A 21100-nucleotide genomic window follows, 5' to 3' on the forward strand; every position below is an offset into this window, starting at 1 on the left:
TTGAGCCCGCGAGATCTGCACAGGCGTTGGCTTGTGCAATGGACAGGCGAAAGGAACACCGTGATGACGGCGACTGACCACGACGGCCCGGTGGACCCCGCCGCGGTCAGACGCCACCGCATGCTCTTCCGGGCCATCGAGAAACGGCGCCATCCGAAGCTGCGCCGCAGCGACATCACCGTGACCGACGAACCGGCGGTCAAACGCGCCACGAAGGCGGCCGCGCTCGGCAACGCGATGGAGTGGTACGACTTCGGTATCTACAGCTATCTGGCCGCGACCCTGGGGAAGGTCTTCTTCCCCTCGGACAACCACACCGCCCAGCTGCTCAGCACCTTCGCGACCTTCGCGGTGGCCTTCCTGGTGCGGCCCATCGGCGGCATGGTCCTCGGGCCGCTCGGCGACAAGATCGGCCGCAAGACCATCCTCGCCCTCACCATGATCATGATGGCGATCGGCACCTTCGCCATCGGGCTGATCCCCACGCACGCCGCCATCGGCATGTGGGCCCCGGCCCTGCTGATCTTCTTCCGTCTGGTGCAGGGCTTCTCGACCGGCGGGGAGTACGGCGGTGCGTCCACCTTCATCGCCGAGTACGCGCCCGACAAACGGCGCGGTTACTTCGGCAGCTTCCTGGAGTTCGGCACGCTCGGCGGGTACGTCGGCGCGTCCGGCCTCGTCGTCGCCCTGACCAGCGTCCTCAGCGACGAGCAGATGCTGCACTGGGGCTGGCGCATCCCCTTCCTGGTCGCCGCCCCGCTCGGCTTCATCGGCCTGTATCTGCGGCTCAAACTGGACGAGACGCCCGCCTTCCAGAAGCTGGAGGGCGGCCAGGCCAGGGCGACCGAGGCCGCCGACCCGGTGGAGACCTCGGCCGCCGCCGACCTCGGCAGGATCTTCACCCGCTTCTGGCAGCCGCTGCTGCTGTGCGTCGCGCTCGTGGCGGCGTACAACATCACCGACTACATGCTGCTGTCGTACATGCCGACCTATCTCTCGGACGAACTCGGCTACGACACCAACCACGGGCTGCTGATCCTGCTGATCGTGATGGTCCTGCAGATGTGCGTCATCAACCAGGTCGGCCGCCTCTCGGACCGTTTCGGCCGTAAACCCCTGCTGATGACGGGGATGCTCGGCTTCCTGGTCCTTTCCGTGCCGTCGTTCCTGCTCATCCGGCAGGGCTCCGTCGCGCTGATCGCCCTCGGCCTGCTGCTGATGGGCCTGTCCCTGGTGGCCATGCTCGGCACGATGTCGGCGGCCCTCCCGGCGATCTTCCCGACGCACGTCCGCTACGGCTCCCTCTCGGTCGCCTACAACTTCTCCGCCTCGCTCTTCGGCGGCACCACCCCGCTGGTGATCACGGCCCTGATCGGCGTCTTCCACACCAACCTGGTGCCGGCCTTCTACGCCATGGGCGCCGCGGCCGTGGGTGTCATCGCCGTCCTGTGCATGAAGGAGACGGCGAACAAGCCGCTGGACGGCTCCCCGCCGTCCGTGGAGTCGGAGGCGGAGGCCGCGGAACTGGTCAGGTCCCAGTCACCCGACCCGAAGTTCTGACGGGCCCACGACCGGTCCTCCCGGACCACCGCCTTCTCCCGGACCACCGGGCTCACCGCGCCCGGTGGTCCGGCACGCGCAGCGCGAGCAGGGTGACATCGTCGTCGAACAGCTGACCGCGGCCCGTGACCAGCTCGGCGCGCAGCCGCTCCAGCGGGGCGTCGCGCAGGGTCACGGCCTGCTCGGCCAGCGCGGCCAGGCTCGCCCCGATGTCCTGGTCCCGGCGCTCCACCAGTCCGTCCGTGAACAGCAGCAGGGTGCTGCCTGCGGACAGCCGGTGCTCGTGGTCGTAGCGGGGGAAGGCGGGGTCGACGCCCACCGGAATCCCATGGTGGTCCGGGGAGAGGAAACGGGCGCCGTCCGCGTCGAGCAGCAGCGGCGGGGGATGCCCGGCGTTGCTCCAGCGCAGGAGGTACTCCCCGCCGGCGCGTTCGAGGCGCGCGAGCACCAGGGTGGCCGTGGGCGGCTCGGCGAAGGTCGTCAGGGCGCGGTCCAGCCTGGAGACGACCAGGCTGGGCGGCCCCCCGTGGTCGAAGACCAGGGGCACGCAGCATGTTGCGGACCTGCGACATGTACGGGGCGGCCGCCACGGCGTGACCGGTGACATCGCCGACCACGACGGACGTGGCGCCGTCCGGCAGGTTCACCGCGTCGCACCAGTCCCCGCCGACGCGGGGCACCTCGGAGGCCGGCTCGTAGCGGATCTCCGCCGCGAGCGGGCTCAGGTCGGGCAGGGCCGGCAGCATGCGCTCCTGGAAGTGCATCGCCGCCCGCTTGAGCTCCTGGTACAGCCGGGCGTTCTCGATGCTGACGCTCGCGGCGCCGGCCAGGGCGGCCAGGATGGCCTCGTCGTCGGTGAACGGCGCGCCGTCCTTCTTGTCCGCCAGGTAGAGATTGCCGTACACGGTGTCGCGCACGGTCAGGGGTACGCCCAGCAGCGTGGTCATCATCGGGTGGCAGGGTGGGAAGCCGACCGCGCGGGAATCGGCCTGGATGTCGTCGACGCGCATCGGCTTGCGCTCCGCGACCAGCCCGCTCAGCAGGCCGTGCCCCTGGGGAACCCTCGGCCGCGAGCATCCGCTCCTCGTCCACGCCCACCGTGACCAGGTCGGTGAACTCACCGTCCCGGCCGAGGACCCCCAGCGCGCCGTACCGCGCGCCGACCAGGTCGGCGGCCGCCTCAATGATGTGCTGGAGCACCGCACGCGGTTCCATGTCCGCGCTGATGGCCACCACCGCGTCCAGCAGTCGCCGCAGCCGGCGCTGTCCGAGCGCCAGCCGCCGCACCCGGGCACCCAGCTCCTCGGGCGTCATCGCGTCCGGCCGCAGGTCCATCCCCTCCAGCCCGGGGACCGGACTCCCGGCCATCGCGTCCGGCCACTGTGGATCCTCCGGCATGACGAGCACCTCCCGGCACGACGGGAGCGACATCCGCTGTCCGTCTTCCCTCCGATCGTGCCCCTATGCGGGGGTTCGTCCCTTGATGGCGACCCGGCGACGGCGGCAGGCGCGTATCACCCCGGACCGGCACCCCGCGACGGTGCCCCGTACGGCCCGCACCTCACGCCCCTGTGTCCCTCCGGAACCGTGCGTTCACTCGGGTCGCGCGGGCTTCGGCTCGATGAAAACGGCATTTATCTGGGAGCGCTCCCGTGGGAGCGCTCCCAGATTGGCATAATGAAGGTCCACCGTTCCCGCAGGCGTGTCAAGGGAACGAACACTTCGAGTTGGCTACTGACGGGTTGTCATCCATGGGGACGGGCAAGGGCGCGATGGCTGCGGGCGGGGGACGGGGCGGCCGGCCGACCCTGGAGATGGTGGCCGCGCGGGCCGGTGTCGGGCGGGGCACGGTCTCGCGGGTGGTCAACGGCTCCCCGCACGTGAGCGACCAGGCGCGGGCGGCGGTGCAGGCGGCGATCGCGGAACTGGGCTACGTGCCCAATCGTGCCGCCCGCGCGCTGGCCGCCGACCGCACGGACGCGGTCGCCCTGGTCATCCCCGAGCCGGAGACGCGGCTCGGCGCCGAGCCGTACTTCCTGGACATCGTCCGCGGCGTGAGCACCGAACTCGCCGACACGGACATGCAGTTGCTGCTCACCCTCATCCGCACCCCGCGCGAACGCCAGCGCCTGGCCCAGCACCTGGAGGCCCGCCGCGTGGACGGCGTGCTGCTGGTGTCCGTGCACGAGAACGACCCGCTGCCCGGCCTGCTGGAGCGGCTGGGGGTGCCGACCGTGCTGAACGGCCGGCGCTCCGAGCGGGAACGGATGTCCTACGTCGACGCCGACAACGTCGGCGGCGCGCGGTCGGCCGCCGAGCACCTGCTGGGGCTCGGCCGGCGGACCGTCGCCACCATCACCGGCCCCCTGGACATGTACGTCGCCCGCTGCCGGCTCGACGGTTACACCCAGGCGATGAACTCCGCGGGCCTCGGCGGCGACACCTCGCTGGTCGCCCACGGCGACTTCACCGAGGAGGGCGGCCGCGCCGCCATGCGGGCCCTGCTGGAGCGGCACCCCGGCCTCGACGCGGTCTTCGCCGCCTCCGACGTCATGGCCAGCGGAGCCCTGCACGTCCTGCGCCAGTCGGGGCGGCGCGTGCCCGAGGACGTGGCACTGGTCGGCTTCGACGACTCCGCGGTGGCCCGGCACGCCGACCCGCCGCTCACCAGCGTGCGGCAGCCGACCGAGGAGATGGGCCGCACCATGGCGCGGGTGCTGCTGGAGGAGATCGAGTCCCGCACCGGCATCCGGCGCCATGTGGTGCTGTCCACGGACATGGTGCTGCGCGAGTCCGCCTGAAGGGCGTCGCGTGACCTCCTTCGGGGGGCTTGCCTTCGGATTTTGTCGGCGGTCGCGGGTCTCGGGTCGGCCGCAAGGCACCGTCGCCTGAGCCGGTCCGATCCGGAGGAAAGGCCCTGAGCATGCCGTCGGGGCCCCGCTCCGGCCCCCGTACGCCGAGCCGGGGAGCGCGGGGCGCGGCGCGGGGGCGCCGCCGTCCGTGCAATTGCCGAATGGCTGTTTCTCCGTCTTGCTTCCGGCTCCGCGCGGCGGCCGGCGCCCCGACGGCTCGTGGCGGAATCCCGGCGGCAGGGCATCGCGCCGTTCCGCATAGCCGCCGGATGTGGCCTGTTCCACGCCGTCTCGGACGGTGGTGACCCGCCGCCGTCGAGCCCGCCGACCCCCGCGCCGAGGGGGAACGTGAACACGCCATTGCGCCCAGGTTTCGCCGGGCCCCTTCACAGCGCTGTTTCGAGTTGTTACTTTCCTCAACTGTTGGGAGCGCTCCCACGTTCAACCCCTTGGAAGCAACCCGGAGTTGGCCACCGCGGCACCAGGTGGCGGAGGCCTCCGGTCCGTTCGCACCCGGGTGGCGCTCCCCGGCGTAGCACCACCACGTACGCACCGCATACGAACCGCACGCGAACCGCGTTCCAACCGCACCGCGGCCCGGCCTGGGGCACGGCGCGGCAGCGCTGTCAGTCGGAGCAACGCGATACGAAGAGGAGCTGGCTGCCATGAGACCTGCGGACCTGGGCCCACCTCGGCGGTATACGGTCATGGGCACCGTGGCCGCGATCCTGCTCGCCCTGCTGGCCACTCTGGCCGGTACGGCGCCCGCGCGGGCGGCGGGCACCGCGGGAGCGGGCTACTGGCACACCAGTGGCCGTCAGATCCTGGACGCGAACGGCAACTCGGTGCGCATCGCCGGGATCAACTGGTTCGGGTTCGAGACCGACATCCACGTGGTCCATGGCCTGTGGTCGCGGGATTACAAGAGCATGCTCGACCAGATCGCCGCGACGGGATACAACACGCTCCGCATCCCCTATTCCGATGACATCTTCAAGTCCGGCACGATGCCGTCCAGCATCGACTTCTCCAGCGGCAAGAACACCGACCTCCAGGGGCTCAACTCCCTTCAGGTCCTGGACAAGATCGTGGACTACTCGGGGCAGATCGGCCTGAAGGTCATCCTCGACCGGCACCGGCCGGACTCCAGCGGCCAGAGCGCGCTGTGGTACACCAGCAGCGTCCCGGAGTCGACCTGGATCGCCAACCTGAAGTCCCTGGCGAGCCGTTACGCGAACAACCCCACGGTCGTCGGGATCGACCTGCACAACGAGCCGCACGATCCGGCCTGTTGGGGCTGCGGTGACACCAGCATCGACTGGCGGCTCGCGGCCCAGCGCGGCGGCAACGCGGTGCTGTCGGTCAACCCCAGCATGCTGATCTTCGTCGAGGGCATCCAGACGTACAACGGCGACTCCACCTGGTGGGGCGGCAACCTGGAGGGCGCCGGCACCTACCCGGTCCAGCTCGACGTCGCCAACCGCGTGGTCTACTCGGCCCACGACTACGCCACCAGCGTCGCCAACCAGCCCTGGTTCAGCGACCCGTCCTTCCCGAGCAACATGCCCGGCATCTGGGACAAGCACTGGGGCTACCTCTTCAAGAACAACATCGCTCCCGTCTGGGTAGGCGAGTTCGGCACGACGCTCCAGTCGGCCACCGACCAGACCTGGCTGAAGGCCCTGGTCGACTACCTCCGGCCGACCTCGCAGTACGGCGGCGACAGCTTCCAGTGGACCTTCTGGTGCTGGAACCCCGACTCCGGTGACACCGGCGGCGTCCTCAAGGACGACTGGCAGACGGTCGACACCGCCAAGGACGGCTATCTGGCGTCCGTCAAGGCACCCGGGTTCGCCGGTGGCGGCGGTGGCGGTGGCGGTACGACCGACACGACCGCGCCGTCCGCGCCCACGGGTCTGGCGGTGTCCGCGACGACGGCTTCGAGTGCGTCGCTGACGTGGAACGCCTCGACGGACAACGTGGGTGTGACCGGGTACGACGTGTACCGGGGGTCCACGAAGGTGGGCAGCACCACCTCGACGTCGTACACGGACTCCGGCCTTACGGCGTCGACGGCGTACTCGTACACCGTGAAGGCGAAGGACGCCGCGGGCAACGTGTCGGCTGCTTCCGGCGCGGTGACGGCGACCACCTCGGCCTCCGGTGGCGGCACCCCGGGCACCGGCGCGGTGAAGGTGCAGTACAAGAACAACGACAGCGCGCCGGGTGACAACCAGATCAAGCCGGGTCTGCGCCTCGTCAACACCGGGAGCAGTGCGGTGGATCTGTCCAAGGTGACGATCCGCTACTACTTCACCGGCGATGGCGGTGCCTCCACCTTCTCGGCCTCGTGCGACTACGCGGCCGTCGGGTGCTCGAACGTCTCGCAGAAGGTCGTCGCGCTGTCCTCGCCGAAGTCGGGCGCGGACCACTACGTGGAGATCGGCTTCACGTCCGGCGCCGGTTCGCTCGCCGCGGGTGCGAACACCGGTGACATCCAGAGCCGGATCAACAAGAGCGACTGGTCGAACTTCAGCGAGAGCGACGACTACAGCTACGCGACCAACACCGCCTATGCGGATGCCACCAAGGTGACCGTGTACGTCAACGGGACCCTCGCCGGCGGCATCGAACCCTGAGTTCTCCCTCCCCCAACGGCGCGCGGTGTGCCGTACGGCGGCACCGCGCGCCACACAACCCCACGGAAGGAACCTTGGTGAAGAAGTCTCCGCCTCCCCCGAGATCCAGGCTCACCCGCGGATTCGCGGTGGTGTCGGCGCTCGCCCTGAGCTCCGCGCTGGCCATGACGCTCAACGCCCCGACCGCCTCGGCCGCCACTCGGGTGGACAACCCCTATGTGGGCGCTAAGGCTTATGTGAACCCGGAGTGGTCCGCGAACGCCGCCGCCGAGCCCGGCGGCAGCGCGATCTCCAACACGCCGACCGCGGTGTGGCTGGACAGCATCTCGGCCATCCAGGGCACCAGCGGCAAGATGGGTCTGAAGGCCCACCTCGACAAGGCCGTGTCCCAGGGCGCCAACCTGATCACCCTGGTCATCTACGACCTGCCGGGCCGGGACTGCTCCGCGCTCGCCTCCAACGGCGAGCTGGGCCCCACCGACATCGGCCGGTACGAGACCGAGTACATCGACCCGATCGCCAAGATCCTCGCCGACCCGGCCTACGCCAACCTGCGGATCGTCAACGTGGTCGAGCCCGACTCGCTGCCGAACCTGGTGACCAACGCCGGTGGCACCGACGGGTCGACGACCCAGTGCGAGACGATGAAGGCGAACGGCAACTACGAGACCGGCGTCGGCTACGCGCTGAACCACCTGGGCGCGATCCCGAACGTGTACAACTACATCGACGCCGGCCACCACGGCTGGCTGGGCTGGGACACCAACCTCGGCCCGTCCGCGGACGAGTTCTACAAGGCCGCCAACACCGCCGGCGCCACGGTCGACGACGTGCAGGGCTTCATCGTCAACACGGCCAACTACTCGGCGACCGTGGAGCCCAACTTCAAGGTGACCGACAGCGTCAACGGCACCACGGTGCGCCAGTCGAAGTGGGTGGACTGGAACCAGTACGTCGACGAGCAGTCCTACGCCCAGGGGCTGCGCAGCATGCTGGTGTCGAAGGGCTTCAGCTCCAGCATCGGGATGCTGATCGACACCTCCCGCAACGGCTGGGGCGGTTCCGCCCGGCCGAGCGGCCCCGGCCCGACGACCTCCGTGGACGACTACGTCAACGGCGGCCGGATCGACCGCCGGATCCACGCCGGCAACTGGTGCAACCAGAGCGGTGCCGGCCTCGGTGAGCGGCCGACCGCGGCCCCGGCCTCCGGTATCGACGCCTACGTGTGGGTCAAGCCCCCGGGGGAGTCGGACGGTTCCAGCCAGGCCGTCGACAACAGCGAGGGCAAGGGCTTCGACCAGATGTGCGACCCGACCTACGGGGGCAACGCACGCAACGGCAACAACCCGACCGGTGCCCTGCCGAACGCCCCGCTGGCCGGTCACTGGTTCTCCGCCGAGTTCCAGCAGCTGCTGCAGAACGCCTACCCGCCCATCTCCGGTGGTGGCGGTGGCGGTGGTGGCGGTACGACCGACACGACCGCGCCGTCCGCTCCCACGGGTCTGGCGGTGTCCGCGACGACCAGTTCGAGTGTGTCGCTGAAGTGGAACGCCTCGACGGACAACGTGGGTGTGACCGGGTACGACGTGTACCGGGGGTCCACGAAGGTGGGCAGCTCCACCTCGACGTCGTACACCGACTCCGGCCTTACGGCGTCGACGGCGTACTCGTACACCGTGAAGGCGAAGGACGCCGCGGGCAACGTGTCGGCGGCTTCCAGCGCGGTGACGGCGACCACGGCCGCGAGCGGCGGTGGCGGTGGCACCCCGGGCACCGGCGCGGTCAAGGTGCAGTACAAGAACAACGACAGCGCGCCGGGTGACAACCAGATCAAGCCGGGTCTGCGCGTCGTCAACACCGGCAGCAGCGCGGTGGACCTGTCCAAGGTGACGATCCGCTACTACTTCACCAGTGACGGTGGTTCGTCCACCTTCTCGACCTCGTGCGACTACGCGGCCGTCGGCTGCTCGAACGTCTCGCAGAAGGTCGTCGCCCTGTCCTCGCCGAAGTCGGGCGCGGACCACTACGTGGAGATCAGCTTCACGTCCGGCGCGGGTTCCCTCGCCGCGGGTGCGAACACCGGTGACATCCAGAGCCGCATCAACAAGAGCGACTGGTCCAACTTCAGCGAGAGCGACGACTACAGCTACGCGACCAACACCGCGTACGCCGACGTCTCCAAGGTGACCGTGTACGTCAACGGCACCCTCTCGGGCGGCATCGAGCCGTAACCCGAGGCTCTCCCCGCAGCAGCCCGGCCGCCCCGCCCCGCCTGCCCCGCTCCGGGCCGCGGCCGGGTTTCCGGAGCATGGCGCCCATCAGGGGTGGCGCCATGCTCCGGCTCCTCCCGCTCCCTTCGGACCCCCCGTCCGCAGGATCCCCATTCCCTTGAGGAGAAGCCATGTCCGCTCCCGGTTTTTCCCGCAGACGATTCGCCGCCGCGGTCGGCGGAGCTCTGTTCGCGGCAACCGTCTCGCCCTCGCTCGCCAGCGCGGCGCCCTCGGCCAAGAAGCCCGCCACCACGTCCCCCAAGGCGGCCGCCGACGACCCGTACACCACCGCGTTCCTGACTCAGTACAACAAGATCAAGGACCCGGCGAACGGCTACTTCAGCGACGAAGGCATCCCCTATCACAGCGTGGAGACGCTGATCGTCGAGGCCCCCGACCACGGCCACCAGACCACCTCGGAGGCGTTCAGCTACTGGTTCTGGCTGGAGGCCACCTACGGCCGGGTGACCGGCAACTGGACGCCGTTCAACAACGCGTGGGCCACCGCCGAGAAGTACATCATCCCCACCCACACCGACCAGCCGAGCAACAGCTCCTACAACCCGAGCTCCCCGGCGACCTACATCCCCGAGTGGCCCGAGGTCAACAAGTACCCCTCGGCGCTGGACAGTACGGTCACCTCCGGCCAGGACCCGATCGCGAGCGAGCTGAACTCGGCCTACGGCACACCGGACGTGTACGGCATGCACTGGCTGATGGACGTGGACAACGTCTACGGCTACGGCAACACGCCGGGCACCGGAGCCGAGAACGGACCGACCGCGACCGGGCCGTCGTACATCAACAGCTACCAGCGCGGCGCCCAGGAGTCGGTGTGGGAGACGGTCCCGCAGCCGACGACCGACCTGTTCAAGTACGGCGGTCCCAACGGGTATCTCGACCTGTTCGTCAAGGACAGCAGCTACTCCCAGCAGTGGAAGTACACCAACGCCCCCGACGCCGACGCCCGCGCGGTGCAGGCGGCGTACTGGGCCTACCGGTGGGCCTCCGCCCAGGGCAACGCCTCCGCGGTCTCCGCCTCGGTGGCGAAGGCCGCCAAGATGGGCGACTACCTGCGCTACTCCCTGTTCGACAAGTACTTCAAGAAGATCGGCAACTGCACCGACCCGAAGAGCTGCGCCGCCGGCACCGGGCGGGACTCCGAGCACTACCTGCTGGCCTGGTACTACGCCTGGGGCGGCGCGGAGAACGGCGGCGGCTGGGCCTGGCGGATCGGGGACGGCACCGCCGCGCAGGGCTACCAGAACCCGCTGGCCGCCTGGGCGCTGGCCAACGTGCCCAGCCTCACCCCGAAGTCGCCGACCGCGAAGAGCGACTGGACCACGAGTCTCCAGCGGCAGTTGGAGTTCTACCAGTGGCTTCAGTCCGCCGAGGGCGCCATCGCGGGCGGCGCGACCAACAGCTGGGACGGACAGTACGGCACCCCGCCGGCCGGCAGCCCGACGTTCTACGGCATGGCCTACGACTGGGAGCCGGTCTACCACGACCCGCCGAGCAACAACTGGTTCGGCTTCCAGGCCTGGTCGATGGAGCGGGTCGCCGAGTACTACTACGTGACCGGGAACGCCGCCGCCAAGGCGATCCTGGACAAGTGGGTGGCCTGGGCCTCCTCCAAGACCACCGTCTCGGCCACCGGCTTCCAGATCCCGGCCACGCTGAACTGGACCGGACAGCCCAACACGTGGAACCCGAGCAGCCCGGCCGCCAACACCGGCCTGCACGTGTCGGTCGTGGACTACAGCAGCGACACCGGGGTGGCCGCCGCCTACATCAAGACGCTCACCTACTACGCCGCCAAGTCCGGTGACACGGCCTCCGCCGACCTCGCCAAGAAGCTGCTGGACGCGATGGCGAGCCTCGCCGACCCGAAGGGCATCACCACCCCGGAGATCCGCAAGGACTACAGCCGGTTCGCCGACCCGGTGTACGTCCCGTCCGGCTGGTCGGGCAAGATGCCCAACGGCGACCCGATCAACTCCAGTTCGACCTTCATCTCCATCCGTTCCTGGTACAAGCAGGACCCGGACTGGCCCAAGGTCCAGGCGTATCTGAACGGTGGATCGGCGCCCACCTTCAGTTACCACCGCTTCTGGGCGCAGGCCGACATCGCCATGGCCTACGCGGTCTACGCCGAGCTGATCGTCGGCGCCCCCGGGGGCGGTGGCACCGGGGACACCACGCCTCCGACCGTGCCCACGAACCTCGCGGTGTCGGCGACCACGGACACCACCGTCTCGCTGACCTGGACCGCGTCGACCGACGACGTGGGCGTGGCCGGCTACGACGTCTACCGGGGCGGGACCCTCGCGGGCAGCGCGGCCACCACGTCCTTCACCGACTCGGGGCTCAAGGCCTCGACGGCGTACAGCTACACGGTCAAGGCGAAGGACGCGGCCGGGAACGTCTCGGCGGCCTCCAGCGCGGTCACCGCCACCACCAAGGCCGGCACCGGCGGCGGCACCACCGGGGCGGTCAAGGTGCAGTACAAGAACAACGACAGCGCGCCGACGGACAACCAGATCAAGCCCGGCCTGCGCGTGGTCAACACCGGCAGCACCGCGCTGGCCCTGTCGACCGTCACCCTGCGGTACTGGTTCACCGGCGACGGCGGCGCGAGCACCTACGGAGCCTGGTGCGACTACGCGGCGGTCGGCGCGTCGAACGTGACGCAGAAGGTGGTCGCCCTGTCCTCGCCGAAGACGGGCGCGGACCACTACCTGGAGATCGGGTTCACCTCCGGCGCGGGTTCCCTCGCCGCGGGGGCGAACTCCGGTGACATCCAGAGCCGGGTGAGCAAGACCGACTGGTCGAACTTCAGCGAGAGCGACGACTACAGCTACGGCACCGGCACGGCCTACGCCGACGCCACCAAGGTGACCGCGTACGTCAACGGCACCCTCGCCTGGGGCACCGAGCCGTGATCCGCCGAGGAGAGAAGGAGAGCACACACATGCTGTCATCGTGGAGGCGGCTGCGCGCGGCCGCATGGGCGGGCACCCTGGCCGCCATGCTGCTCGGTGCGCTCATGGTCGTCACCCAGCCCGCGTCGGCCAGTACGACGTCGGACTGCACGCAGTGGGGGACCACATCGCTCCAGGGCGGGGAGTACATCTACCAGCAGAACGAATGGAACTCGTCGGACACGCAGTGCGTGAGCATCGACGACACCACGGGTGCGTGGTCCCTCACGCAGGCGAACTTGAACGTGCCCACCAACGGCGCCCCGGCCACCTACCCCTCGGTCTACAAGGGCTGCCACTGGGGTGCCTGCACCACCGGCAGCGGACTGCCCATCCAGGTGAGCCAGTTGGGCAGCGCGACCACCTCCTGGTCGACCACGCAGCCGGCGTCGGGCGCCTATGACGTCGCGTACGACCTCTGGTTCAACTCGACGCCGACCACGGACGGCCAGCCGGACGGCACCGAGGTGATGATCTGGCTCAACCACCGCGGGAGCGTCCAGCCGTTCGGCAGCCAGACCGCCACCGCCAACGTCGCCGGCCACGGCTGGGACGTCTGGACCGGGCAGCAGACCTCCTGGAAGATCATCTCCTACGTCCTCCAGGGCGGCGGCACCTCGTTCAGCAACCTCGACGTCAAGGCGCTGATCAACGACGCGGTCGGGCGCGGTTCCATCAACCCCGCGCACTACCTGATCGACGCCGAGGCCGGATTCGAGATCTGGCAGGGCGGCCAGGGCCTGGCCAGCAACAGCTTCTCGTTCAGCGCGACCAAGGGCTCCGGCGGTGGTGGCGGTACGACCGACACGACCGCGCCGTCCGCGCCCACGGGTCTGGCGGTGTCCGCGACGACGGCTTCGAGTGTGTCGCTGAAGTGGAACGCCTCGACGGACAACGTGGGTGTGACCGGGTACGACGTGTACCGGGGGTCCACGAAGGTGGGCAGCACCACCTCGACGTCGTACACGGACTCCGGGCTCACGGCGTCGACGGCGTACTCGTACACCGTGAAGGCGAAGGACGCCGCGGGCAACGTGTCGGCGGCGTCCGGCGCGGTGACGGCGACCACGGCCGCGAGCGGCGGTGGCACTCCGGGTACGGGCGCGGTGAAGGTGCAGTACAAGAACAACGACAGCGCGCCGACGGACAACCAGATCAAGCCGGGTCTGCGTCTCGTCAACACCGGGAGCAGTGCGGTGGACCTGTCGAAGGTGACGATCCGCTACTACTTCACCAGTGACGGTGGTTCGTCCACCTTCTTGACCTCGTGCGACTACGCGGCCGTCGGGTGCTCGAACGTCTCGCAGAAGGTCGTCGCGCTGTCCTCGCCGAAGGCCGGTGCGGACCACTACGTGGAGATCGGCTTCACGTCCGGCGCCGGTTCGCTCGCGGCGGGTGCGAACACCGGTGACATCCAGAGCCGGATCAACAAGGGCGACTGGTCGAACTTCAGCGAGAGCGACGACTACAGCTACGCGACCAACACCGCGTACGCCGATGCCACCAAGGTGACCGTGTACGTCAACGGCTCCCTCGCCGGCGGCACCGAACCCAACTGACAAGGAGACAGCGGTGAGATCAATTCTGCACCCCTTGCGCGGTGGGGGGCTCGCGGTCGCGCTGGCCACGCTGGTGAGCACCGGCTTCGGTCTGCTCGCCGTCGGGGCCGCCCCGGCCGCCCAGGCCGCGGGTTCCACCCTGGCCCAGCTCGCCGAGGCCCAGGGCCGCTACTTCGGCTCCGCCACCGACAACTCGGAACTCAACGACTCGTCCTACACCGCCGTCCTGGGCAGCGAGTTCGACTCGATCACGCCGGGCAACTCGATGAAGTGGGACACCGTGGAGCCCACGCAGGGCCAGTTCAACTTCAGCGGTGGTGACGCGATCGTCTCGTTCGCCCAGGCCCACAACCAGCAGGTGCGCGGCCACAACCTGGTCTGGCACAACCAGTTGCCCGGCTGGGTGAGCAGCCTTCCGTCGAGCCAGGTACAAGCGGCGATGGAGAACCACATCACCAAGGAGGCCACCCACTACAAGGGCAAGGTCTACGCCTGGGACGTGGTCAACGAGCCCTTCAACGACGACGGCACCTACCGGACCGACGCCTTCTACAACGCCATGGGGAAGGACTACATCGCGGACGCGCTGAAAACCGCGCATGCCGCCGACCCCACGGCCAAGCTGTACATCAACGACTACAACATCGAGGGTTCCAGCGCCAAGGCCGACGCCATGTACCAGTTGGCCAGCGACCTGAAGAAGCAGGGCGTGCCGCTGGACGGCATCGGCTTCCAGGGACACCTGGCGATCCAGTACTCGATGCCGGCGAACATGCAGCAGAACCTCCAGCGCTTCGCCGCCCTCGGGCTCGACGTGGCGTTCACCGAGCTGGACGTGCGCATGCAGATGCCCGCCGACAGCACCAAACTGGCGACCCAGGCCGACTACTACCGCCAGGTGACCAACGCGTGCCTCGCCGTCTCCCGCTGTGTCGGCATCACCGTGTGGGACTTCGACGACAAGTACTCCTGGGTGCCGGGCACCTTCCAGGGGGAGGGCGCCGCCTGCCTGTACGACGAGAATCTCCAGACCAAGCCGGCGTACGCCGCGGTCCAGACCGCCCTCGGCGGCGGCGGTGGCGGCGGCACGGACACCACGCCGCCCTCCGCGCCGTCGGGCCTGACGGTGTCGGGGACGACCAGTTCGAGCGTGTCGCTGACCTGGTCGGCGGCCACGGACAACGTGGGTGTGACCGGGTACGACGTGTACCGGGGGTCCACGAAGGTGGGCAGTTCCACCTCGACGTCGTACACGGACTCCGGTCTCACGGCGTCGACGGCGTACTCGTACACCGTGAAGGCGAAGGACGCCGCGGGCAACGTGTCGGCGGCGTCGAGCGCGGTGACGGCGACGACGGCCGCGAGCGGCGGCGGTGGCACTCCGGGCACGGGTGCGGTGAAGGTGCAGTACAAGAACAACGACAGCGCGCCGACGGACAACCAGGTCAAGCCGGGCCTGCGTCTCGTCAACACCGGCAGCAGCGCGGTGGATCTGTCGAAGGTGACGATCCGCTACTACTTCACCGGTGACGGCGGCGCCTCCACCTTCAGCGCGTGGTGCGACTACGCGGCCGTGGGCTGTGCGAACGTGACCCAGAAGGTCGTCGCCCTGTCCTCGCCGAAGGCCGGCGCGGACCACTACCTGGAGATCGGGTTCACCTCCGGCGCGGGCTCCCTCGCCGCGGGGGCGAACACCGGGGACATCCAGAACCGGGTGAGCAAGACCGACTGGTCGAACTTCAGCGAGAGCGACGACTACAGCTACGCGACCAACACCGCCTACGCCGATGTGACGAAGGTGACCGCGTACGTCGGCGGCACCCTCGCGAGCGGCATCGAACCGTAAGCACTGGCGGCACCGAGAGCTCCGCCCAGTACGCCAACGCCCGCGCCAGGGCGGCGGCGTACTGGGCGGCGGCGTACCCGGCGAACGGTCAGAGGCCGCGCAGGCGCGCCAGCGTCGCGTCCAGGTCGGCCTTGGCGGGCCGGTTGTAGGGCAGCTTGGCGAGCATGGCGGCCATGCCGCAGGTGTTGGTCACGGCGGAGAAGATCAGACCGCCCGCGACGCCGGCGGACAGCAGCCGGAAGGCCGGGTGGACGAACTCGCCCAGCGCCAGTCCGGCCAGGACGATCGAGCCGGCGGTGAGACGGACCTGGCGGTCCATGCTCCAGGTCGCCTTGACGTCGCACGCCAGGGGACGGTCCAGCTCGTGGCCCTGGGCGGCCCAGGCGCCGGTGCCGCCCGCGAGGGTCGCCGTGTGGACGCCCTTCTCCGCGAGCTGCCGGCAGGCGTTCTCGGAACGGGCACCCGAGGCGCACACCACGAGGACCTCACCGCGCTCGGCGGCGCCGCGGATCTCGGGCAGCGCGCGGTCGAGCTGGTCCAGGGGGATGTTCAGGGCGCCGGGTATGTGACCGCCGGCGTACTCGCCCGGGGTACGGACGTCGATCACGATCAGCTCGTGCAGACGGTCCTGGGCCTGGCGGGGAGCGAGGGTGGTGAGGGTCATGGCAGATGTCGTCCTTGTGTTGTCGAGGGCGTCCGGAGCCGCGGTGTGCTCCATGGGGTGGGGGTTGTGGCAGGTGGCCCTGTCCGGGCGCCCGGCGCTGTCCACTGTGCCAGGGCTCTGTGAAGGCGAGGTCACACGAGTACGTCGGCGAGCATGAAGACCGCGACCGCGAGCAGTACCCAGGCGAAGACGCGTTGCAGCGTCTTGCCCTTGAGCTTCTCGGCCAGGCGCTTGCCGTCCCAGGCGCCCAGCATGGCCGCCGCGGTGAACGGCGCGATGACCGCCCAGTCCAGGTGCATTCCGGTGCCGGCGCGGGCGCCGAGCGCGGCCAGCGAGTTGATCGTGATGACCAGCAGGCTGGTACCGACCGCGCGGCGCATGGGCAGCGTGAGGACGCTGACCAGCGCCGGTACGGCGAGGAAGCCGCCGCCCACGCCCAGGAACCCGGTCACGGCGCCGAGACCGGCCCCCACCGCTCCGGCCTTGCCCGGGTTGACCCCGGCGCCGGACTCGGAGGCGGTGCGGGCGGGGCGCAGCATCCGCAGGGCGGCGAGCGCGGCGATGAGCGAGAAGGCGACGGTCAGCACGGCCTGGGGCAGATGGCCGGCGGCGGCCCCGGCGGCCATCGCGGGCACGATGCCCGCCGCGGCGAACAGCAGCCCGGTGCGCCAGGCGACGTTGCCGTCCCGTGCGTGCCCGGTCAGCGCGGTGACCGAGGTGAGCGTGACGATGACCAGGCTGGCCGTCGTCGCCTCGGCCGTGGTGAAGCCGAGGAGGTAGATCAGGGCGGGTACGGCGAGGACGCTGCCGCCCCCGCCGAGGCCGCCCAGGGCCAGGCCGATGACGGCGCCGGCGACGAGCGCGAGGATCAGAGCGGTCATGCTATCGAGCCGTTGTTCCCGTGTTCGTCGACGACCGGGTGACCGGCGGCGGCCCATTCCCGCATGCCGCCCTTGACGTCCACCGCCCGCGCGCCGTGTCCGGCCAGCAGTTCGGCGGCCTGCTGCGAGCGCTGTCCGCTGCGGCAGATGACCACGAGCGGCCGGGCCTGCGCCGCACTCGGCAGCGCGGCGCCCGCCACCAGGCCGGACAGCGGCGCGTGTACGGCGCCGGGCGCGTGCCCGGCGTCCCACTCGTGCTGCTCGCGCACGTCCAGCAGCACGGCCGGGGCACCGTCGCCCCGGGTGTGCCGGACGCCCTCGGCGACGGTGACGCGGTCCTCGTCACGGGGGAGGAGGGACATCACTCAACCTCTCAGGAAAACGGATGGATCAGAGCGGGGGAGTCGTTCACCCGGCCACGACGGCCAGTCCGGCGGCGGTGGCGGATTCGAAGCCGTCGTCGACGGCCACCACGTCCCGGCCGGACGCGTGCAGCAGGGAGGCGGCTATGCCGGCCCGCATGCCCCCGGCGCAGTGCACCCAGACGGTGCCCGCCGGGATCTCGTCCAGCCGCGTGTGCAGCTCGTGGATCGGGATGTGGACGGAGTTCTCGATGTGTCCGCCGGCGCGCTCCGAGTCGCGGCGTACGTCCAGGACGACGATGCCGTCCGTGCCGCGCCCGGCCAGGCCGGCGAAGGTGGAGCGGGGGAAGGAGACGAGGTCCTCGCCGTCGGTCACCCACTCCCGGGGCGCACCGGTCGCCGCGGCGGCGGGCCGGTCGATGCCGACCCGGGCCAGCTCGCGCTGGGCGGCGGCGAGCTGCTCGGGGGACTCGGCGAGCAGCGTGACCGGCTTGCCCCACGGGATCAGCCACGCCAGATACGTGGCGATCTTGCCGTCGGCCTCGAAGTTGAAGGACCCGGCGACATGGCCCTCGGCGAACGCGACCCGGTTGCGCAGGTCCACGACCCACTCGCCGGCCGCGAGCCGGGCCGCGATCTCCCGGGCGTCGGCGACGGCAGGCGGCGTGAGGTCCACCGGCGCGGGACCCGCGGCGTTGGCCGGGCCCATGTGCGTGTAGTAAGCGGGGATGTCGTCGAGCCCGGCGAGCAGCTCGGCGACGAAGGAGTCGACGTCCGTGGTGAGTGCGGCGTTGGCCGACTTCTCCTTGCCGATGGTGGTGGAGTCGCCCTCGGCCTGCGCGGAGGAGCAGAAGCTGCCGAAGCCGTGGGTGGGCAGTACGGACGTCTCGTCCGGCAGCTCGGCGGCCAGGCGGTGGGCGGAGGCGTGCTGGGCGCGGGCCAGATGCTCGGTCAGGCGGGGCTCGACCAGATCGGGCCGGCCCACGGTGCCGATCAGCAGGGAACCGCCCGTGAACGCCGCCACCGGCCGCCCCTGCTCCCGCAGCACGTACGAGGTGTGGTGGGGGGTGTGGCCGGGGGTGGCGACCGCCCGCAGCTCCAGCGCGTCGTCGACGGTGACGGTGTCGCCGTCGGCCACCGGCACCCGGGCGAAGGACACCCGCGCGTCGGCGGGCACCAGGTAGGCGGCGCCCGTCACCCGGGCCAGCTCCAGGCCGCCGGTGACGTAGTCGTTGTGGATGTGGGTCTCCACCACGTGGGTGATCCGCACACCGCGTCGCACCGCCGCCGCGAGCACCTGGTCGAAGTCGCGCGGCGGGTCCACCGCCACGGCCCCCTGCCGGCCACCGGCCAGGTAGCTGCGGTTTCCGAGGCCCTCGAGCTCGATGGTGTCGATGAAGAACACGGAGACGTTCCCTTCGATGATTACCCCCCGGGGTATATGTAGACCATAACACGAGTACCCCAGGGGGTATTCCGTACTCATGCGGGACGGGAGCGTCAGAGGCGGCCGGTGAGCATGCCGCGCCAGTAGATCTGCGGCAGCAGGTACCGCTTGAAGACCCACATGTCGCGCCGTTCCTTGAAGGTGTCGATCAGCGGGAAGGTGGGCCGGGGCCGCTGGTCGTAGTCGAACTCGGCGAGCAGCATCCGGTCGCGGGCGGTCACCAGCGGGCAGGACGTGTAGCCGTCGTACCGGTGCGTCGGCGTCCGGCCGTCCATCACGTCGAGCAGGTTGGCGGCGACCACCGGGGCCTGCTTGCGCACTGCGGCGCCCGTCTTCGAGGTGGGCAGGTTCGCCACGTCGCCGAGCGCGAACACGTCCGGGTACCGCGGGTGCCGCAGGGTGTGCTTGTCGGCGGCGACGAACCCCAGCGCGGCGGCGGGATCGGCGAGCGGGCTCCGCTTGACCCAGTCGGGCGCGCTCTGCGGGGGCACGGCGTGCAGGAGGTCGTACGGGACGGTCTCCGCCCGGCCGCCGGCGTGGTCGGTGACGACGATCTCGCGGCGGTCGCCGTCCACGGCGGTCATCTCCGACCTCAGCCGCACCTCGATGCCGTACCGGTCGGCCACCCGCTCCAGGACGCGGCCCCATTCGGGCACCTTGAACAGGGTGGCGTCGGGGATGACCAGGATGATCCGGATGCGGTCCAGGACCTTGCGCCTGCGCCAGTGGTCGGCGGCCAGGTAGGCGATCTTCTGCGGCGCCCCGCCGCACTTGAGCGGCGTGGCCGGGTGGGTGAAGACGGCCGTGCCGGAGCGCATGTTCCTGATCAGCTCCCAGGTGCGCGGGGCGTACTCGGGCGCGTAGTTGCTGGACACCCGGTCGTGTCCCACCGCCTCGGCGAGGCCGGGCACGGCGTCCCAGTCCAGTTGCAGTCCGGGGGCCATGACCAGGTACTCGTAGGTGAGCGCGGCGCCGCCGGAGAGGGTGATCGTGTGCGCGTCGGGATCGACGGCGAGGGCGTGCCGGCGTATCCAGCGCACCCCGTCGGGGATGACGGCGGCCTCGGCGCGGCGGGTGCCGCGCAGGGATGCCTGGCCGCCGCCGACCAGGGTCCACAGGGGCTGGTACCAGTGGCTGTCGGACGGCTCGACGAGCGTGATGTCGGTGACACCCGCACGGCGCAGCCGGGCGGCGACGCTGATTCCGGCGCTGCCGCCGCCGATGATGGCGACGCGGTGCCGGCCGGTGATCGTCTCGGTGTCGGGCGTGGGGCTGGCGGCCATGGTGGAGTCCTTCCTGTACCGGCTCTGGAGCCGTGGGGCCGAGGGCTGTGCCGGTGTGCGGGTCGCGCCGCGCACATCATTTGGTTGTCTCCTCAAATACCCCCGGGGGTTTCCGTGACCGAAGCTATGACCGTCCGGCGAGACGGTCAAATACCCCGTCGGGTATTTGCCCCAGAGGTAAATCCAGGGCCTGCCGCGCCCGCCGTGGACCCGTGCGAGGGGACGCGGCGGCGCGTCGCGCGCGGCGCACGCCCGGTGTCCGCGCGGGCGTCGTAGCGTCCGAGGCGTGCGTCTGTGGGACGAGGAGCCGAGGCCACCGGCGTGCGCGCGCCCCGTCTGGGCGGCCCTCCTCGCCGCCGCGCTCGTCTGCGCCGTCCTCGCCGCCGCGCTCGGCGGCTGCCCGCGCATGCGCGCCCTGGCCGGATCCGCCCCGGACTCCTCGCACCGGGCGTATGCCACGGCCGCGCCCCAGGCCGTGGCGGCGGACACGCGGCAGCCGGCGGGCACCCGGTGCCATGGCGCCAAGACGGTCGCCGCGCCGGCCCCCGCCCCGCGAGCCCAAGTGCGCCTCCCGCACGGCTCGCACCCCGGCGCGCCCGCGAGCGCGCCGCTGCCGTCCCCACCGCCGCCGTCGTCCCGGCGGCCCCCTGACGGCTGTCCGGAACCGCCGCTCAGGGTGTAGGGCGCTCCAGGTGGCGGGTGCCTCTAGGGGGGTGCCTGTCGCACCTTTTCGCGTACCTGAAACCGCCCGCGGCA

The 21100-nt window shown here is 70.5% G+C and carries 13 protein-coding genes and 3 pseudogenes; 9 read left to right on the forward strand and 7 right to left on the reverse strand.

Annotated elements, in window-relative coordinates; genetic code table 11:
- Nucleotides 1-63 precede the first annotated feature (63 nt).
- A complete protein-coding gene (locus tag AB0927_RS09640; protein WP_366666982.1) occupies nucleotides 64-1560 on the forward strand; it encodes an MFS transporter in 1497 nt (498 codons plus the stop codon).
- Between the two features lie 52 nt (nucleotides 1561-1612).
- On the opposite strand, the gene AB0927_RS09645 is transcribed toward AB0927_RS09640, so the two are convergent.
- Nucleotides 1613-2107, reverse strand: a complete 495-nt coding sequence (locus AB0927_RS09645) for a PP2C family protein-serine/threonine phosphatase (RefSeq protein ID WP_366666983.1) — start codon at nucleotides 2105-2107, stop codon at nucleotides 1613-1615.
- 265 nt (nucleotides 2108-2372) lie between these two features.
- A pseudogene (locus AB0927_RS09650) lies at nucleotides 2373-2855 on the reverse strand (GAF domain-containing protein); the annotation flags it as partial.
- 477 nt (nucleotides 2856-3332) lie between these two features.
- Between AB0927_RS09650 and AB0927_RS09655 the strand changes: the two are divergent.
- The 7 genes and pseudogenes from AB0927_RS09655 to AB0927_RS09685 all read left to right on the forward strand — a co-directional run bounded on the left by AB0927_RS09655 (nucleotide 3333) and on the right by AB0927_RS09685 (nucleotide 15707).
- On the forward strand, nucleotides 3333-4361 hold the full coding sequence (locus AB0927_RS09655) for a LacI family DNA-binding transcriptional regulator (RefSeq protein ID WP_366667107.1): 1029 nt from the start codon (nucleotides 3333-3335) through the stop codon (nucleotides 4359-4361).
- A 758-nt stretch (nucleotides 4362-5119) separates the two neighbouring features.
- Nucleotides 5120-7051 carry a cellulase family glycosylhydrolase gene (locus AB0927_RS09660; protein WP_366667108.1) on the forward strand — a complete coding sequence of 644 codons (1932 nt, stop codon included), beginning with the start codon at nucleotides 5120-5122 and terminating at the stop codon, nucleotides 7049-7051.
- Nucleotides 7052-7215: 164 nt separating this feature from the next.
- Nucleotides 7216-9282 carry a glycoside hydrolase family 6 protein gene (locus AB0927_RS09665; RefSeq protein WP_366667109.1) on the forward strand — a complete coding sequence of 689 codons (2067 nt, stop codon included), beginning with the start codon at nucleotides 7216-7218 and terminating at the stop codon, nucleotides 9280-9282.
- 170 nt (nucleotides 9283-9452) lie between these two features.
- Nucleotides 9453-12263 (forward strand): glycoside hydrolase family 48 protein, encoded by a 2811-nt coding sequence (locus AB0927_RS09670; RefSeq protein WP_366666984.1) that lies wholly within the window; start codon nucleotides 9453-9455, stop codon nucleotides 12261-12263.
- Nucleotides 12264-12367: 104 nt separating this feature from the next.
- Nucleotides 12368-13057 (forward strand): annotated as a pseudogene (locus tag AB0927_RS09675) (hypothetical protein); the annotation flags it as partial.
- 27 nt (nucleotides 13058-13084) lie between these two features.
- Nucleotides 13085-13861, forward strand: a pseudogene (locus AB0927_RS09680) (cellulose binding domain-containing protein); the annotation flags it as partial.
- A 13-nt stretch (nucleotides 13862-13874) separates the two neighbouring features.
- Nucleotides 13875-15707, forward strand: a complete 1833-nt coding sequence (locus AB0927_RS09685; protein ID WP_366666985.1) for an endo-1,4-beta-xylanase — start codon at nucleotides 13875-13877, stop codon at nucleotides 15705-15707.
- An 88-nt stretch (nucleotides 15708-15795) separates the two neighbouring features.
- On the opposite strand, the gene AB0927_RS09690 is transcribed toward AB0927_RS09685, so the two are convergent.
- The 5 genes from AB0927_RS09690 to AB0927_RS09710 form a co-directional block, all read right to left on the reverse strand.
- Nucleotides 15796-16371 (reverse strand): rhodanese-like domain-containing protein, encoded by a 576-nt coding sequence (locus AB0927_RS09690; RefSeq protein WP_366666986.1) that lies wholly within the window; start codon nucleotides 16369-16371, stop codon nucleotides 15796-15798.
- Nucleotides 16372-16502: 131 nt separating this feature from the next.
- Complete coding sequence (locus AB0927_RS09695; RefSeq protein WP_366666987.1) at nucleotides 16503-17252, reverse strand: sulfite exporter TauE/SafE family protein; 750 nt, start codon at nucleotides 17250-17252, stop codon at nucleotides 16503-16505.
- A complete protein-coding gene (locus AB0927_RS09700) occupies nucleotides 17249-17614 on the reverse strand; it encodes a rhodanese-like domain-containing protein (RefSeq protein ID WP_366666988.1) in 366 nt (121 codons plus the stop codon). The genes AB0927_RS09695 and AB0927_RS09700 overlap by 4 nt, the downstream gene beginning before the upstream one ends.
- Before the next feature lie 46 nt (nucleotides 17615-17660).
- Nucleotides 17661-19019 (reverse strand): MBL fold metallo-hydrolase, encoded by a 1359-nt coding sequence (locus tag AB0927_RS09705; RefSeq protein WP_366666989.1) that lies wholly within the window; start codon nucleotides 19017-19019, stop codon nucleotides 17661-17663.
- Nucleotides 19020-19114: 95 nt separating this feature from the next.
- Nucleotides 19115-20344, reverse strand: a complete 1230-nt coding sequence (locus tag AB0927_RS09710; protein ID WP_366666990.1) for an FAD/NAD(P)-binding oxidoreductase — start codon at nucleotides 20342-20344, stop codon at nucleotides 19115-19117.
- A gap of 286 nt (nucleotides 20345-20630) precedes the next feature.
- Between AB0927_RS09710 and AB0927_RS09715 the strand changes: the two genes are divergently transcribed.
- A complete protein-coding gene (locus tag AB0927_RS09715; RefSeq protein ID WP_366666991.1) occupies nucleotides 20631-21026 on the forward strand; it encodes a hypothetical protein in 396 nt (131 codons plus the stop codon).
- Nucleotides 21027-21100 lie beyond the last annotated feature (74 nt).

The sequence above is a fragment of the Streptomyces sp. NPDC048106 genome, from assembly GCF_040706415.1.
Classification (GTDB): Bacteria; Actinomycetota; Actinomycetes; order Streptomycetales; family Streptomycetaceae; genus Streptomyces.